Genomic DNA, 15,232 nt, shown 5'->3' on the forward strand with positions numbered 1-15,232 from the left:
CCCACAGCGGGCAACTTCCAAGCTAGCTACCCGCCGATGTAGGACATCTCGATGCGCTTGCGGTTGCCAGGGGTGAGCGCGGCGCGCAGCTCCGAGTAGTTGTCGTCGCGCTGGCGCCAGCGACCGGTCAATGCCCGGGCCAGTTCCGCGTCATCGGCCCCGCCGCGCAGCAGCGCGCGCAGGTCGTACCCGGAGCCGGCGAACAGGCAGGTGTACAGCTGTCCCTCGGCGGAGACCCGGGCGCGCGAGCAGTTCCCGCAGAACGCGTTGGTGACACTCGAGATCACGCCGATCTCCCCGGCCCCGTCCGCGTAGCGCCAGCGGTTCGCTGTTTCCCCGGGCTCGGTCTTGACCACAGGTTCCAGCGCCCAGCGCTCGTTGATGCGCGAGACGACCTCGCTGGAGGGGACCACCGCATCCAGCTTCCAGCCGTTGGTGGTGCCCACGTCCATGAACTCGATGAAGCGCAGGATCTGCCCGGAGCTGCGGAAGTGCTCGGCCAGGGACAGGATCTCGTCGTCGTTGACCCCGCGCTTGAGCACGGTGTTGACCTTGACCGGGCCCAGCCCTGCCTGCTCGGCCGCGTCGATGGCCTGCAGCACCCGGGAGACCGGGAAGTTCACGTCGTTGATCGCCTTGAAGCGCGCATCGTCCAGCGAGTCCAGCGAGATGGTCACGCGCCGCAGCCCGGCGGCCTTCAGCTGCTGCGCCATCACCGGCAGCGCGGAGCCGTTGGTGGTCATCGCCAGGTCCACCGGCTTGCCCTCCGGGGTCGCCAGCTTCGAAAGCATGCCCACCAGGTCGACGATGCCGCGGCGCAGCAGCGGCTCGCCGCCGGTCAGCCGCAGCTTGTGCACCCCCAGGGACACCGCCACGCGGGCGAGGCGTTCGATCTCCTCGAAGCTGAGCAGCTCGGAGCGCTCGCGGAAGGCGAAATCGCGCCCGAAGATCTCCTTGGGCATGCAGTACACGCAGCGGAAGTTGCAGCGGTCGGTGACCGAGATCCGCAGGTCGTGCAGCGGCCGGGAGCGTGCGTCGAGCAGCGCTGCCGCAGGTTGTGCCTTCATCCTACCAGCGTAGCCCCTTGCCCGGCCGCTGCGAAGAGGCGCGAAAGTTCCAGCTCACCGGCGGTCACCTTGCTCCCGTCAGCGGCCTTGGCGGTTGTAGCATGGCAGACAGGAGAGAACCGTCCGCCACTTCTAAGGAACCCCATGCGCCTTTCGCCGCCCGCCGCACTTCGCGCCCTCGCCCTGCTGGCCGCCGGGACCCTGGCGCTGGCCGGATGCGCGGGCCAGCCGGGCTCTCAGGATGGCGACGCAGTGGCCACCGCGGCGCCCACCAGCACGCTGACCATCTCCGCCGCCGCCTCGCTGCAGCGCTCCTTCGACGAGATCGCCAAGGAGTTCACCGCCGCGCACCCCGAGACCGCGATCTCCACCATCGCCTACGACGGCTCCTCCACGCTGGCCACCCAGATCGTCGAGGGCGCCCCGGTGGACGTGATCGCCTCGGCCGACGAGAAGAACATGGCAGTGGTGACCGACGCCGGGCTGGGCGGCGACCCGGTCATCTTCGCGACCAACACCCTGGTCATCGCGGTGCCGAAGGGCAACCCGGGCAAGGTCAAGTCCCTGGCGGACCTGGCCGGGGCGACCACCGTGCTGTGCGCCCCGCAGGTGCCGTGCGGCTCGGCCTCCGCCACGCTGCTGCAGAACCAGGGGGTTGAGGTGAAGGCCGCGAGCCAGGAGCAGAACGTCACCGCGGTGCTGCAGAAGGTCATCGCCGGGGAGGCGGACGCGGGCCTGGTCTACGCCACCGACGTGGCCGGCGAAGATGCAGTGGAATCCATCGTGCCCGCGGGAGCCGAGCAGGTCGTGAACTCCTACCCGATCACCGCGCTGGGCGAACAGCCCGGCGCCCAAGACTTCGTGGACTTCGTGCTGGGCCTCGAGGGCCAGCAGATCCTCAAGGACCACGGTTTCGGCAGCGCCTCGGCGGGCGCCGATGGCTAGCGACACCGGGGTGCGCGCCCCGGGGCTGGCCATCGCCCCGGCGCTGCTGGGCATCGCCCTGCTGGTCATGCCGCTGGTGGCGCTGGTGGGCCGCGCCGGCTGGGACACCTTCCTCACCGACGTGACCAGCCCCGCCGCGCTGGACGCGCTGTGGCTTTCCCTGCGCACCGGTGCCGCGGCCACCGTGGTGTGCGTGCTGCTGGGGGTGCCGCTGGCGGTGCTCATGGCCCGCAGCGGCCCGAAGCTCGCCCAGCTGCTGCGCGCCCTGGTGGCGGTGCCGCTGGTGCTGCCGCCGATGGTCGGGGGCGTGGCGCTGCTGTTCCTGTTCGGGCGCACCAGCCCCATCGGGCAGTTCATCGACTCCGTCTGGGGGGTCACGCTGCCGTTTTCCACCGCCGCGGTGGTGATCGCGCAGAGCTTCGTCGCGCTGCCCTTCCTGGTGCTCTCGGTGGAGGGCTCGCTGCGCTCGCTGGGCACCGGGTACGAGCAGGCCGCCGCGACCCTGGGCGCCGGGCGGTGGATGGTGCTCACCCGCATCACCCTGCCGCTGGCCGCCCCGGGCCTGGTCGCCGGGGTGATCCTGTGCTTCGCGCGGGCCATCGGCGAATTCGGCGCGACCGCGCTGTTCGCGGGCAACGCCCCGGGCATCACCCAGACCATGCCGCTGGCCATCTACACCGCGTTCAACGGGGCCGGCGACGGGCGCGACGCCGCCGTGGCGCTGTCCCTGCTGCTGCTTGGCGCCGCGGTGCTGGTGCTGGTCTGCGTGCGCGCCTGGCGGCCAGGAGCCCTTAAATGAACGGGGCGCTGAAATGACGCTCACCGCCCGGCTGGAGATCCCGCGCACCGGCTTCACCGTGCGCGCCGAATTCACCGTGGAGTCCGGCCAGGTGCTGGCGCTCATGGGCCCCAGCGGCGCCGGCAAGTCGACGATCGTGCACGCGCTGGCAGGCATCCAGAAGCTGGGCGCCGGGCGGATCGAGCTGGACGGCGCGGTGCTGGCCGACGCCCGCACCCACGTGCCCCCGCACCGCCGGCAGATCGGCCTGTTGGGGCAGGATCCGCACCTGTTCCCGCACCTTGACGCGGCGAAGAACATCGCCTTCGGGGCGCGGGCCGGCGGCATGGACAAGGCCGCCGCCGCCCGCGAGGCGGCCCGCTGGCTCACGCGCCTGGGCCTGGGGGAGATCGCCGGGCAGCGCCCCGCCGCCCTGTCCGGGGGCCAACGCCAGCGCATCGCCCTGGCCCGCGCGCTGGCCGCCGAGCCGCGGGTGCTGCTGATCGACGAGCCTTTCGCCTCGCTGGACGTGGAAGCCGCCGTGGACATGCGCCTGCTGGTGCGCGAACAGCTGCAGCGCACCGGCATCAGCGCGGTCATCGTCTCCCACGCCGCGGCCGACGCTCAGGCGCTCGCCGACCAGCTGCTGGTGCTCGAACGCGGAGCCGCCACCCACCACGGGCCGGTGGCGCAGGTCTTCGCCGCGCCGGCCACCCGCTTCATGCGCGCCGTCGTCGCCACGCTGCCGGCCGGCGCCCCCGCACAGCTCAAGGAGGCCATCGATGGCGCCTGATTCCCGTTCCGGCGCAGGCCCAGGCGCCGCCCCGGTCCCGCCCGAAGAGCACCTGCGCGCGGTGCTCCAGCTGGTCCGCCCGCTGCCGCCGGTGCAGCTCTCGTTGGCCGAGCCGGGGGACTTCGCCGCCCTGCACGGAGCCGTGCTGGCGCAGGATGTCGCCGCCGCGCACCCGCTGCCGCTGTGGGAGAACTCCGCGATGGACGGCTACGCGGTGCGCGCCGCGGACACCGCGCAGGCCCCGGTGGACCTCCAGGTGCTCGGCGTGGTGCCGGCCGGCAGCGGGGCCGACCCGGTGCTGGGTCCCGGGCAGACCGTGCGCATCATGACCGGCGCCCCGCTGCCCAGCAGCGCGGATGCGGTGGTGCGCGTGGAGGACACCAGCGGCTTCCACCCCGGCACGGTGCGCATCAACACCGCCGTGCAGCCCGGGCGCGACGTGCGCCGGGCGGGGGAGGACCGCGCCGCCGGCGCCCCGGTCGCGCTGGCCGGGGAACCGTTGACCGCCGCCCGCCTCTCCGCGCTGGCCGCCGCCGGGGCCGCAGCCCTGCTGGTGCGCCCCGCCCCGAAGATCGCGGTGCTGGTCACCGGCGCGGAACTGCGCACCCCGGGCAGCGCGCTGTCCCGCGGGCAGATCCCGGAGTCCAACTCGCTGCTGCTGGCAGGCCTGCTGGCCGAATCCGGGCTGCCGGCGGCCACCGTCGAGCACTGTCCCGACGATCCCGGGCTGGTCCGCCAGCGGCTGGACGCGCTGGGCGCGCAGCATGACGCGGTGATCTCCACCGGAGGGGTGGGCCCGGGCGAATACGACGTCATGCGCCAGGTCCTCGAGCAGGAGCCTGAGGTGCGCGCGGTGCGTCTGGCCCTGCGACCCGGCGCCCCGCAGTGCGTGGGCCGGCTGCGCGCCGGCGCGTTGGTGTTCGCGCTGCCCGGCAACCCGGTCAGCGCCGCGGTCGGCTTCGAGCTGTTCGTCCGCCCCGCCCTGCGCGCCCTGCAGAGCCATGCATCCCTGCGCCGCCCGGTGCTGCGCAGCACCGTGCTGCGTGGCTGGAAATCCCCGCCGGGCCGGCTGCAGGCGCTGCCGGTGGTGTTCGACGAGCACGGCGGCTGCGCCCCGGCCGTGGACGCCGCCAGCATCTCCCACTCGGTCGGCGGCTTCGGCGCCGCGCAGGGCTACGCGCTGATCGGCCCGGACACTTCCCAAGTCCGCCCGGGCGACACCGTCGACGTGCTCAGGCTGCAGCCGTGAGCGCCGGGCAGTTCCAGGCGCTGGTGCTGGCCGGCGGGCGCGGCTCGCGGCTGGGCGGGGCCGACAAGGCAGGGCTACTGCTGCACGGGCGCCGGCTGGTGGACCGCGCGGTGGACGCCGCCCGCCGCGCCGGCGCCTCGCGCGTGGTGGTCATCGGCCCGGCCACCGCCGGCACCCTGGCCGACGCGGTGCTGCGCGAGGACCCGCCCTTTTCCGGACCGCTGGCGGCCATCGCCGCCGGCCTGCCCGAGCTCACCGCGCCGTGGACCATGGTGCTGGCCTGCGACCTGCAGCGCCCGGCCGCAGTGGCCTCCGCGTTGGCCGCCGCGCACGCCGCCGCCCTGGCGGAAGGCTCGGCCGGCGACGGCGCGCTGCTGCGCGATGCGGACGGCCGCATCCAGTGGCTCGCCGGGATCTACCGCACCCAGGCCCTGCGCACGGCCTGCACCGCCCTGGGGGACGGGGTCGCCAACGCGCCGGTGCGCCGGGTGCTGGGCGAACTGGACCTGCAGCAGCTGCCGGTGGACAACGACACCAGCAGCGACATCGATACCCCGCAGGCGCTGGAGCGCGCCCGCCAGAAGGAGAGGAACACTATGGGACAGTACCTGCCGCCCGAGGCCCTGGAGGCCTGGCTGACCGCGGCCGCCGCGGAGCTGGAGCTCGACGCCTCCGCCGTGGACATCGCCACCGTGCTCGACGCCGCCAAGCACGTCGCCCACGAGGTCGCCCGTCCGGCCGCCCCGCTGAGCACCTTCCTGCTCGGTCTGGCCGTCGGCAGCGGTAAGGGTGATCTCGCCGGGCTCTCCGCCCAGCTCATCGAGCGCGCGCACCGTTGGGCCGACGAGCACCCCGACGAATAAGCCCACCCAGTCAACCTGCTTTTCTGTGGATGGCCGGCATTGGACGATTGGCATTGAACGCACTCCGGCACCGGGCTGCTTTTGCACCGCAGGGTCGGAGGGCGTTTGCTGTTGCCCGAGTGGTTGTCCACATCCCGCCACCAACCGCCCCCACACCCAGCCTCATCAACCTACACTATGTCCCAACTTTCGAACCACACCTATAACATGCGGGGCGCTTTCAGGTCAAAATAAGTCTTCACATTCCCGTTATTCCGTCATATAATGGAGGTATGTTCGACTCATACGAAGCAGAGGAAGACTACTTCGAAGTCACTCCCTGGAAAGCCGGGACCTTCGAACAAAACCCCTGTCTGGACCCCTGGGATGCCACCTTCATCAACACCGCCCTGGGCTCTACCGACCCCGCTCTGCAGCTGCGGGTGCTGGAACAATGCGAACGGTTCAAATCCTTCTACGCCTCCATCCAGGCCCGCGCCGCCGCCCGCCTGGACTCCCTGACCGGCACCACCCCCGAGCACCACCCGTTGAGCGTCGAACGCGGCACCGCCCACGCCATTGCCCTGGCCCGCCACCAAACACCCCAAGGCTCCTTGGTCTACCTGCGTCGTATGCGCAACCTCATCCCCGACATGCCCTACCTTTTCTCGCGCTTCGAACATGGCCACCTCGGCGAAGAGATGATTCTGGCCATCATGACCCCCTTGGACGATTCCACCACCGCCGAGCGCCGCGAATTCGACCGCTTCTACGAGCAGCACCCCGACCTGTTCGACGGCGCCAGCACCACCCAAGCCAAGGACACCGCCCAAAAAGCGGTCGATCTCATGCGCGAAACCCCACGCACCGAAGAGATCGAACACGCCACCGCCGAACGCTACGTGCGCATCCGCAAGGGTAAGGACTGCATGCACATTAACGGGAAAGTCTCTCCTGAGATCGGGTTGGCCCTGGAGGACTTCCTCACCCGCGAAGTCGACAAGGCCCTGGCTGCCGGCGACCCCCGCTCGCGCAGTCAACTACGCGCCGATTTGTTCACCCGCGCCATCACCGGCCACAAACTCGATGAACCCCTGCCGGTCACCTTGCACGTGAACCTGGTCATGACCGACCGGGCCCTGTTCATGCGCACCCCAGACACCGCCAGCCTGCCCGGCTACGGCAGCATTCCGGCCGAATACGCCCGCCAGCTCATCGCCGACATTAAAGCCTCCTTCGGTGCCACCCCGCCCCAGCACATCCAGGAGAACTTCTCCGCCCGCGTGCACGCCTACCCGATGTTCCGTCGCCTGTTCATGGCCCCCAACTCCCAGGACCTGGTCACCATGGACTCCCACGAACGCAGCTACCGCGGCCAGCTGCGCCACCTGATCCAGCTGCGCGACCAGTTCTGCCGCACCCCCTACTGCACCAACAAGCCCGAACACCTGGACCACGTCCGCCAAGCCGCCAGGGGTGGGCGCACCAGCTTCGGCAACGGCGCCTTCAAATGCGCCAGCTGCAACCTCGCCAAGGAAGCGCCCGGCTGGGAAGAAGAAGTCGAATCCAGTGCCCCGCACCGCATCCGCATCCGCCCCACCTCCGGCGTCGAATACGTTTCCTCCAGCCCGCCGACCACCGGAATGGGACGGCTGAACCGCATGTTCTACGACGGGGAACACCTCATCCCGCCGGTCCCGGTGAAATACCCGCCACCCGATCCCGACGGCATCACCATCTACTAACCCACCACCAACCCGCCACGCTGGCATGACGGCATGGACGCTATGCCCTGTGGGCAGGCCCCTACCCCCTATTCCGGGGCTGGAGCCTGCCCACCACGCGCGCGTGCGAAAAACGGCCACTCGAATTCGCAGTACAGCAAATGCCGCCGTCTGAGGATGACGCAGTGGTCCGGTGGATCCATCACACACAGATGGATCGCACCGAAGCGAGATCCTCAAATTCGTAGAATAAATTTCCCTGGTGTCCTAGGCTGGAGCCATGGAGCCATGGAGCCATGGAGCCATGGAGCCATGGAGCCATGGAGCCATGGAGCCATGGAGCCATGGAGCCATGGAGCCATGGAGCCATGGAGCCATGGAGCCATGGAGCCATGGAGCCATTACGCCTCAGCCTTGCAGGTATCACGCTCATCGTCATGGCAATAATAGGGGTGGCTCTACTTCTCCAAGGAGATGCCGCAAATGCCCGGAGCACCTTCGCCCTCGGCATGATCGTGGGGCCGTCAGCGGCGCGCCGACGGTCTACCAAGTCAAGGCGTGGAAGCTCCAGACGCAGTCAGTGATCCATTTCGGGATCATATTGGTCACGGTGCTGCCCGCGATGTATCTCAGCGGCTGGTTCGCCTTGGGCAACGCCATGGACTATCTGCAGGTGCCCGGCATATTCCTCATGGTCGGCGCGGCCTTGTGGCTTCTGTTCTATCTGATTTTCGGAGTGCTGCAGCCCAGGTTCTCCTTCAAGCAGGTGAGTAGCTGATCCACAACGTTTTAAGCATTTGTGCCGGTTCCACCAGAGTGGTGGAACCGGCACAAATGCTTATACGGTTATCGACGGCGCCGTCCGCGATTGTTCGGAGGAGTCGTGATCGGATCCCAGCCGCGGCGTACCGGGCGGGCGCCGGCACCCCGGGACTCATCCCGCGAACGGTAGACGATGTACGGGCGGAACAGGTACGGGATCGGCGCCGAGAACACGTGGACCAGACGGGTGAATGGCCACAACGCGAACAACAGGCATGCGGTGATCACGTGGAGCTGGAAGAAGATCGGAACCTGCTCCATCATTTCCGGGTGGGGCTGGAAGATGATCATCTGCCGAATCCACGGGGAGATCGACTCGCGGTAGGAGTAGCCCGCCCCGAAAACCTGGTACACCAGCGTGGCTAAGGTGCCGAAGAACAGCGTGGCCCCTAGGAACACGTACATGATCTTGTCCATTGGGGTCGTTGCCAGGAAGACCGGGCCGACCGTGCGGCGGCGGTAAATCAGGATCGCCAGGCCGGCCAGCGTCAGGATGGCAGCCGCGGTGCCGAGCCATGTCGCGCCCAGATGGTACATGTGCTCGTCGATGCCGATGGCGTACAGCCATTCGCGCGGGATCAGCAGGCCGACCACGTGGCCGGCGATCACCATCAGGATGCCCAGATGGAACATCGGCGAACCCCAGCGCAGCAGCCGGCTTTCGTAGGTCTGGCTGGAACGGGTGGTCCAGCCGAACTTGTCGAAGCGGTAGCGCCAGATGTGCCCGACGATGAAGACCACGGCGCAGGCGTAGGGAAGCACTACCCACAGCAGAAGCGATCCGGTACTCACGGGTTCCCCCTAGGACTGAACGGTGGAAGGTTTCCAAGGAATGAAAGGCCCACGGTTTCGGTGGGAGGCCCTTCGCTGACCAGCGCCAGCACCCGCTCCTGGGTGGCTGCGTCGACCGGAGGCAGGGACAGAGTGATGGTGCGGACCAGCGGTGCCCAGATGCTGCCAGTCGCTTCCAGCGCGGCGCGCAGCACCTCGATGCCCTCCACATGGGCGGCCAGCAGGGCCTCGGCGATCTCGTCTTCGCTGCGCGCGGAGAATTCCAGCACCGCGGGCAGGTAGTCCGGCAACTCCTCGGCCTCGAAGTCCCAGCCGGCGGCCCGGTACGCCTCGATGAAGGTGACCAACGCGGTGCCGCGCTTGCGGGTGTCCCCGGTAGCGAAGTAGCTCAGGTACAAGCTGCACTTGCGCTTCAAGTCGAAGGTGTCCACGTAGTCGCGCTGCAGCTGCCCGGCCCCGGTCTGCCGGGCGGCGTCGATGAACCCGGCGAAGAAGCCGGCGATCTGCGGGGGAACCCGGACCAGATGGGACTCGAGCTCGTCGAGCCGGGCGAACCAGGCCTCGTCCGGGTAGTCCAGCAGCAGAGAGGCCAGCATGTGCACCCTGGAGCGCTCGGAGCGGTTCATCCTCACCGGCTCCAGCCGCCCGGGCAGCGGGCGGGTGGGGGTCGCCCGGTTGAATAGCCGCGGAATCATTTTTTCTCCTCAGGCGGGAACAATCCCTCGGGTTTGCCGTTGCCGTCCCAGTTCAGCAGGTTCACGCGCCCCGGACTGGATGGCCGGTCCGCTGTCTGCCGGTTCTTCAGCGAGTGGAAGTTCTCCACCGCCACCGGGACCGAGGCGCCGGAAGAGGAGCCGAATGGTCCGGCGCCGCCCATGCCAGGGCCGTCCTCGAAGTCCAGCGAGCAGCCCATTTCCTCCAAGTCGTGGGCCTGCTCGGCGTGTGCGGCCGGGATGACGTAGCGTTCCTCGTACTTCGCGATGGCCAGCAGCCGGTACATCTCTTCCATCTGCGCGCCGCTCATGCCCACCGCGTTCGCGATGGACTCCTCGCGCGTATCGTGCAACGAGATGCCGCGCATGTAGGAGCGCATGGCCGCCAGCTTGCGCAGCGACAGTTCCACCGGCGCCGGATCCCCGGCAGCGAACAGCTCCGCCAGGTAGCCCACCGGGATGCGCAGCTTGTCGATCGCGGCGAACAGGTTGTTCACGTCCTCGCCGTCGTTGCCGGTGTTGGTGACCACGTCCACCACCGGGGAGAGCGGCGGGATGTACCAGACCATCGGCATGGTGCGGTATTCCGGGTGCAGCGGCAGCGCGACCTCGTAGTCGCGGATCAGCCGCCAGATGGGGCTGGCCTGCGCGGCGGCGATCCAGTCCTCCGGAATGCCCTCGGCGCGGGCGGCCTCGATGACCGCCGGGTCGTTCGGGTCCAGCAGCACGTTGCGCTGGGCGTCGAGCAGCTGGTGCTCGTCCTCCACGCTGGCTGCCGCGGCCACCGCGTCCGCGTCGTAGAGCACCAGGCCCAGGTAGCGCAGCCGTCCCACGCAGGTTTCGGCGCAGACCGTGGGCAGGCCGACCTCGATGCGCGGGTAGCACAGCGTGCACTTCTCGGCCTTGCCGGTGCGGTGGTTGAAGTAGACCTTCTTGTACGGGCAGCCCGAGACGCACATGCGCCAGCCGCGGCAGGCGTCCTGGTCCACAAGCACGATCCCGTCCTCCGCGCGTTTGTACATCGCGCCCGAGGGGCAGGAAGCCACGCAGGAGGGGTTCAGGCAATGCTCGCAGATGCGCGGCAGGTAGAACATGAAGGCCTTCTCGTACTCGGCCTTCACCTCCTCGCTCATCTTGGCCAGCAGCGGGTCCTGGTCCATGGTCTCCAGCGAGCCGCCCAGGTTGTCGTCCCAGTTCGCGGACCAGGAGATCTTCATGTCCTTTCCGGTCAGCAGCGACTTCGGGGTGGCCACCGGGGTGTGCTCGCCGGAAGGCGAGTTCAGCAGCATGTCGTAGTCGTAGGTCCACGGCTCGTAGTAGTCGTGGATCTCGGGCAGCTTCGGGTTGGAGAAGATGCGCGAGAGCTTGTGCAGGCGCCCGCCGTCGCGCAGCCTCAGCCGGCCGCGCTTGTTCAGCGTCCAGCCGCCGCGCCACTTGCCCTGGTCCTCATAGGTGCGCGGGTAGCCGACGCCGGGCCGGGTCTCCACGTTGTTGAACCACACGTACTCCACCCCGGACCGGTTGGTCCAGGCCTGCTTGCAGGTCACCGAGCAGGTGTGGCAGCCGATGCACTTGTCCAGGTTCATCACCATGGACATCTGGGCCATGACCTTCATCGGTACTGCACCTCCTGGTTGCGGCGGCGGATCGTGGTGACCTCGTCGCGCTGGTTTCCGGTGGGGCCGAGGTAGTTGAACGCCCAGGCCAGCTGCCCATAGCCGCCGATCAGGTGGCTGGGCTTCATGAGGATGCGGGTCAGCGAGTTGTGGATGCCGCCGCGTTTGCCGCTGGTTTCCGCGATCGGCACATCCACAGTGCGGTCCTTCGCGTGGTACATGTACACCGTGCCCTCGGGCATGCGGTGCGAGACGATCGCGCGGGCGACCACCACGCCGTTGCGGTTGTAGGACTCGATCCACTCGTTGTCCCTCACTCCGATCTTCGCCGCGTCCTGCGGGGACATCCAGATGGTGGGGCCGCCGCGGGAGAGCGAGAGCATGAACAGGTTGTCCTGGTACTCGGAGTGGATGGACCACTTGGAGTGCGGGGTCAGGTAGCGCACCGCGACCTCGGCGTTGCCGGACTGGTGCGAGCCGACCTCGCCCAGCCGCGCGTCGCCGAACAGCCGGTGCATGTCCAGCGGCGGCCGGTAGATCGGCAGCGTCTCGCCCAGCTCCTGCATCCAGTCGTGGTCCAGGTAGAAGTGCATGCGCCCGGTGAGCGTGTGGAAGGGCTTGAGGTGCTCGACGTTGATCGCGAACGCCGTGTAGCGCCGACCGCCGTGCTCCGAGCCTGACCACTCCGGGGAGGTGATGACGCTGCGCGGCTGCACCTGCACGTCCTTGAAGGAGATGCGCGAGCCCTCGTGCTCCTCGGAGAGGAACGCCATCTGCTGCCCGGTGTGCTCTTCCAGCTGCTTGAAGCCTGCAGTGGCCAGCCGTCCGTTGGAGGTTCCGGAGAAGGCAAGGATCATCTCGCAGGCCTTCTGGTCGGTGTCCAGCTTGACCGCGCCCTCGGCTGTGGCCCCGTTCAGGCTTCGCAGCGTCTCGATCTCCGGGGCGACCTGGTACTTCACTCCCTTGGTGACCATGCCGAGTTTCCCGGTCAGCGGTCCCAGGGTGCTCCAGCGCTCGTAGAGGTTCGGGTAGTCGCGCTCCACGACCGCCAGCTTGGGCATGGTCAGCCCCGGCACCCGCGGCGCATCCTGCGGCACCTGGCCCTTAACGGTGGCCATGGCATCCGGGGTGTCGTGCTGCAGCGGGGTCGCGACCAGGTCCTTGCGCTTGCCCAGGTGGGTCGCGGCGAACTGCCCGAAGCGCTTGGCCATCTGGCCGAACAGCTCGAAGTCGGTTTTCGTCTGCCACGGCGGGGCGATCGCCGGGTTGAAGGAGTGGATGAACGGGTGCATGTCGGTGGAGGACAGGTCGTACTTCTCGTACCAGGTGGCGGCCGGGAAGACCAGGTCGGAGAACAGCGTGGTGCTGGTCATGCGGAAATCCGCGGTGGCCAGCAGGTCGAGCTTGCCCTCCGGCGCCGCCTCGTGCCAGGCCATGTCCACCGGGCGCGAGCCTTCCGGGGTTTCCGGGGCGCGCACCGAGGCGTCGGTGCCCAGCAGGTGCTTGAGGAAGTACTCGTTGCCCTTGCCGGAGGAGCCCAGGATGTTCGCGCGCCAGATGAGCACCACCCGCGGGAAATTCTGCGGGGAGTCCGGGTCCTCGCAGGCAAAGGCCAGCGAGCCGTCATTCAGCGAGTCCACCACGTGGGCCGCGGGCTCCTTGCCCGCCGCCTCCGCCTCGTCCACCAGGTCCAGCGGATTGCGGTTGAACGTCGGGTAGTCGGGCATCCAGCCGCGCTTGATCGATTCGACCAGGCAGTCGGCGGTGGTGCGGCCGTCGAACTTGCCGGTGGCCAGCGGGGAAGCCAGCGAAGTGGCCGGCAGCCCGTCGTAGCGCCACTGGTCGGTGGCCAAATACCAGAAGGCGGTGCCGATGGTGTGCCGCGGCGGGCGGCCCCAGTCGCCGGCGGCCGCGTACTGCTGGTAGCCGGTGATAGGGCGGACCTTCTCCTGCCCGACGTAGTGCGCCCAGCCGCCGCCGTTCACGCCCTGGGTGCCGGTCATCATGGTCAGCGCCAGGAAGGTGCGGTAGATGGTGTCCGAGTGGAACCAGTGGTTGGTGCCCGCGCCCATCAGGATCATTGAGCGGCCCCCGGACTTCTGGGCGGTGTCGGCGAACTCGCGGGCGATGCGGATCGCCTGCTGCGGCGGGACCCCGGTGTGTTCCTCCTGCCAGGCCGGCGTGCCGACGGTGGAGGCGTCCATGAAGCCCCTCGGCCAGTCGCCGGGCAGCGAATCGCGCCCCACGCCGTACTGGGCGAGCATCAGATCGAATACCGTGGTCAGCTGCTTGCCGGCGATCCTCACCACCGGCACGCCGCGGGAGAGCACCCCGGATCCGCCGGCATGCTCCTGCCCGGCCTCGGGGGCAAGGTCGAAGCGCGGCAGGCTGATCGCCGCCGCCTGCCCGTCCCAGCTGTCCAGGTCCATGACCGAGAGCATGGGAGTGATGTCTCCCAGATCCAGGTTCCACTGGCCCTTGTCCGCGCCGGAGAAGCGGTGGCCCAAGGTGCCGCGCGGGACGCGGGCGGTGCCGCTCGCATCCAGCAGGGCGGGCTTGAACGCCGCGTTCTCTTCTTGGTCCAGCCCCAGGTCCGCGGCGGTGAGGAACTTGCCGGGCACCGGGGTGCCGGTGGCGCTGTCGATTTCCACCAGGAACGGAGAGTCGGTGTAGCGGCGCATGTAGTCCTCGAAGGGCGCGGTGCGCTTCTCGACGTAGTGCTCCTTGAGGATCACGTGACCCATGGCCATGCCCAACGCCGCGTCGGTGCCCGGCTGCAGTGCGACCCACTCGTCGGCGAACTTGGTGTTGTCGGTGTAGTCGGGGGAGACGGTGACGACCTTCTGCCCGCGGTAGCGCGCCTCGGCCATGAAGTGGGCGTCGGGGGTGCGCGTGACCGGGACGTTCGAGCCCCACATGATCAGGTACTGCGCATTCCACCAGTCGGCCGATTCAGGCACGTCGGTCTGGTCGCCGAACACCTGCGGGCTGGCCACCGGGAGGTCGGCGTACCAGTCGTAGAAGGAGAGCATGGTGCCGCCGATGAGGTTCAGGTACCTGGAGCCGGCGCCGTGCGAGACCATGGACATCGCCGGGATCGGGGAGAACCCGGCGATCCGGTCCGGGCCGTATGTCTTGACCGAGTAGACCTGGGCGGCCGCGGCGATTTCCAGCGCCTCGTCCCAGGTGCTGCGGATCAGCCCGCCCTTGCCGCGGGCCTTCTTGTAGCTCCTGGCCTTGGCCGGGTCCTCGACGATCGAGGCCCAGGCCTCCACCGGGTCGGGGTGCGCGGCCTTGGCCTCGCGGTACAGCTTGGCGAGCACGTCGCGGATGTACGGATAGCGGACCCGGGTGGGGGAGTAGGTGTACCAGCTGAACGCCGCGCCGCGCGGGCAGCCGCGGGGTTCGTATTCGGGGGAGTCCGGGCCGACGGAAGGGTAGTCGGTCTGCTGGGTTTCCCAGGTGATGATGCCGTCCTTGACGTACACCTTCCAGGAGCAGGACCCGGTGCAGTTCACCCCGTGGGTGGAGCGGACCACCTTGTCGTGAGACCATCGGTCGCGGTAGAAGACGTCGCCTTGGCGCCCTCCGGAAAGGAACATTGCTCGCAGGTCTTCACTGGTATCGCCGCGGCGCAGGAATCTGCCCATGGAAAGCAGCGAATCAGCGAGAGGGCCATCAGTGGCCGGCGGTGTGCGGTGTGGCCGATCTGTCATGGCTGGGTCTCCCTAACTGTGGCTCGTGCCACCAGCTTCGTCCTAAAGTTCGAGAGTTTCAAGGGGTGGGGTTCTAAAAGGTGTAGATCGAGTACCCGGTGTTCACTGGCGCGAATTTAGTCCCGGACTCTGGCGCGGGGCTGGATCTGCGTTTAGGGTGCTCAATAGAAGCTGT

Annotated in this window: 12 protein-coding genes; 7 read left to right on the forward strand and 5 right to left on the reverse strand. The window is 68.7% G+C overall.

Annotation, left to right across the window (positions count from 1 at the left end; genetic code table 11):
- Positions 1 to 26 precede the first annotated feature (26 nt).
- Positions 27 to 1,067 (reverse strand): GTP 3',8-cyclase MoaA, encoded by a 1,041-nt coding sequence (gene moaA / locus C1H84_RS13690; protein WP_053797325.1) that lies wholly within the window; start codon positions 1,065 to 1,067, stop codon positions 27 to 29.
- Positions 1,068 to 1,211: 144 nt separating this feature from the next.
- Here moaA and modA point away from each other — a divergent pair, with 144 nt between their 5' ends.
- From modA to C1H84_RS18555, 7 genes are all read left to right on the forward strand, one after another.
- Complete coding sequence (gene modA / locus C1H84_RS13695) at positions 1,212 to 2,012, forward strand: molybdate ABC transporter substrate-binding protein (RefSeq protein ID WP_113607677.1); 801 nt, start codon at positions 1,212 to 1,214, stop codon at positions 2,010 to 2,012.
- A complete protein-coding gene (locus tag C1H84_RS13700) occupies positions 2,005 to 2,811 on the forward strand; it encodes an ABC transporter permease (RefSeq protein ID WP_113607678.1) in 807 nt (268 codons plus the stop codon). Before modA ends, C1H84_RS13700 begins: the two co-directional genes overlap by 8 nt.
- Positions 2,812 to 2,824: 13 nt before the next feature.
- The gene (locus C1H84_RS13705; protein ID WP_113607679.1) at positions 2,825 to 3,583 is read left to right on the forward strand and encodes an ATP-binding cassette domain-containing protein; all 759 of its coding nucleotides are present in this window, start codon (positions 2,825 to 2,827) and stop codon (positions 3,581 to 3,583) included.
- Positions 3,573 to 4,832, forward strand: coding sequence for a molybdopterin molybdotransferase MoeA (locus C1H84_RS13710; RefSeq protein ID WP_113607680.1), 1,260 nt, complete (start codon positions 3,573 to 3,575; stop codon positions 4,830 to 4,832). The genes C1H84_RS13705 and C1H84_RS13710 overlap by 11 nt, the downstream gene beginning before the upstream one ends.
- Positions 4,829 to 5,695 (forward strand): NTP transferase domain-containing protein, encoded by an 867-nt coding sequence (locus C1H84_RS13715; RefSeq protein WP_113607681.1) that lies wholly within the window; start codon positions 4,829 to 4,831, stop codon positions 5,693 to 5,695. Before C1H84_RS13710 ends, C1H84_RS13715 begins: the two co-directional genes overlap by 4 nt.
- A 272-nt stretch (positions 5,696 to 5,967) precedes the next feature.
- Positions 5,968 to 7,419, forward strand: coding sequence for an HNH endonuclease (locus C1H84_RS13720; protein WP_047117989.1), 1,452 nt, complete (start codon positions 5,968 to 5,970; stop codon positions 7,417 to 7,419).
- A 559-nt stretch (positions 7,420 to 7,978) separates the two neighbouring features.
- Positions 7,979 to 8,176 (forward strand): DUF3021 family protein, encoded by a 198-nt coding sequence (locus C1H84_RS18555; RefSeq protein ID WP_244910910.1) that lies wholly within the window; start codon positions 7,979 to 7,981, stop codon positions 8,174 to 8,176.
- 68 nt (positions 8,177 to 8,244) lie between these two features.
- Here the strand turns inward: C1H84_RS18555 and narI are convergent, their stop codons facing one another.
- From narI to C1H84_RS13745, 4 genes are read right to left on the reverse strand one after another with little or no spacing between them, the layout of a single operon-like run.
- A complete protein-coding gene (gene narI / locus C1H84_RS13730) occupies positions 8,245 to 9,012 on the reverse strand; it encodes a respiratory nitrate reductase subunit gamma (protein ID WP_053797333.1) in 768 nt (255 codons plus the stop codon).
- On the reverse strand, positions 9,009 to 9,707 hold the full coding sequence (narJ, locus tag C1H84_RS13735) for a nitrate reductase molybdenum cofactor assembly chaperone (RefSeq protein WP_113607682.1): 699 nt from the start codon (positions 9,705 to 9,707) through the stop codon (positions 9,009 to 9,011). Before narJ ends, narI begins: the two co-directional genes overlap by 4 nt.
- Positions 9,704 to 11,341: a nitrate reductase subunit beta gene (narH, locus tag C1H84_RS13740; RefSeq protein WP_053797335.1), complete on the reverse strand. Its 1,638-nt coding sequence runs from the start codon at positions 11,339 to 11,341 to the stop codon at positions 9,704 to 9,706. The genes narJ and narH overlap by 4 nt, the downstream gene beginning before the upstream one ends.
- Entirely contained in the window at positions 11,338 to 14,991 is a 3,654-nt protein-coding gene (locus tag C1H84_RS13745; RefSeq protein WP_244910911.1) for a nitrate reductase subunit alpha, read from the reverse strand. The genes narH and C1H84_RS13745 overlap by 4 nt, the downstream gene beginning before the upstream one ends.
- Between the last annotated feature and the right edge of the window lie 241 nt (positions 14,992 to 15,232).

The organism is Glutamicibacter soli, from assembly GCF_003309065.1.
Taxonomy (GTDB): Bacteria; Actinomycetota; Actinomycetes; order Actinomycetales; family Micrococcaceae; genus Glutamicibacter; species Glutamicibacter soli.

Excerpts from the sequence above, each read along its gene's own strand:
- moaA (WP_053797325.1), bottom strand. The coding sequence starts at position 1,067 with ATGAAGGCACAACCTGCGGCAGCGCTGCTCGACGCACGCTCCCGGCCG.
- modA (WP_113607677.1), top strand. The coding sequence starts at position 1,212 with ATGCGCCTTTCGCCGCCCGCCGCACTTCGCGCCCTCGCCCTGCTGGCC.
- C1H84_RS13700 (WP_113607678.1), top strand. The coding sequence starts at position 2,005 with ATGGCTAGCGACACCGGGGTGCGCGCCCCGGGGCTGGCCATCGCCCCG.
- C1H84_RS13705 (WP_113607679.1), top strand. The coding sequence starts at position 2,825 with ATGACGCTCACCGCCCGGCTGGAGATCCCGCGCACCGGCTTCACCGTG.
- C1H84_RS13710 (WP_113607680.1), top strand. The coding sequence starts at position 3,573 with ATGGCGCCTGATTCCCGTTCCGGCGCAGGCCCAGGCGCCGCCCCGGTC.
- C1H84_RS13720 (WP_047117989.1), top strand. The coding sequence starts at position 5,968 with ATGTTCGACTCATACGAAGCAGAGGAAGACTACTTCGAAGTCACTCCC.
- narJ (WP_113607682.1), bottom strand. The coding sequence starts at position 9,707 with ATGATTCCGCGGCTATTCAACCGGGCGACCCCCACCCGCCCGCTGCCC.
- narH (WP_053797335.1), bottom strand. The coding sequence starts at position 11,341 with ATGAAGGTCATGGCCCAGATGTCCATGGTGATGAACCTGGACAAGTGC.
- C1H84_RS13745 (WP_244910911.1), bottom strand. The coding sequence starts at position 14,991 with ATGGGCAGATTCCTGCGCCGCGGCGATACCAGTGAAGACCTGCGAGCA.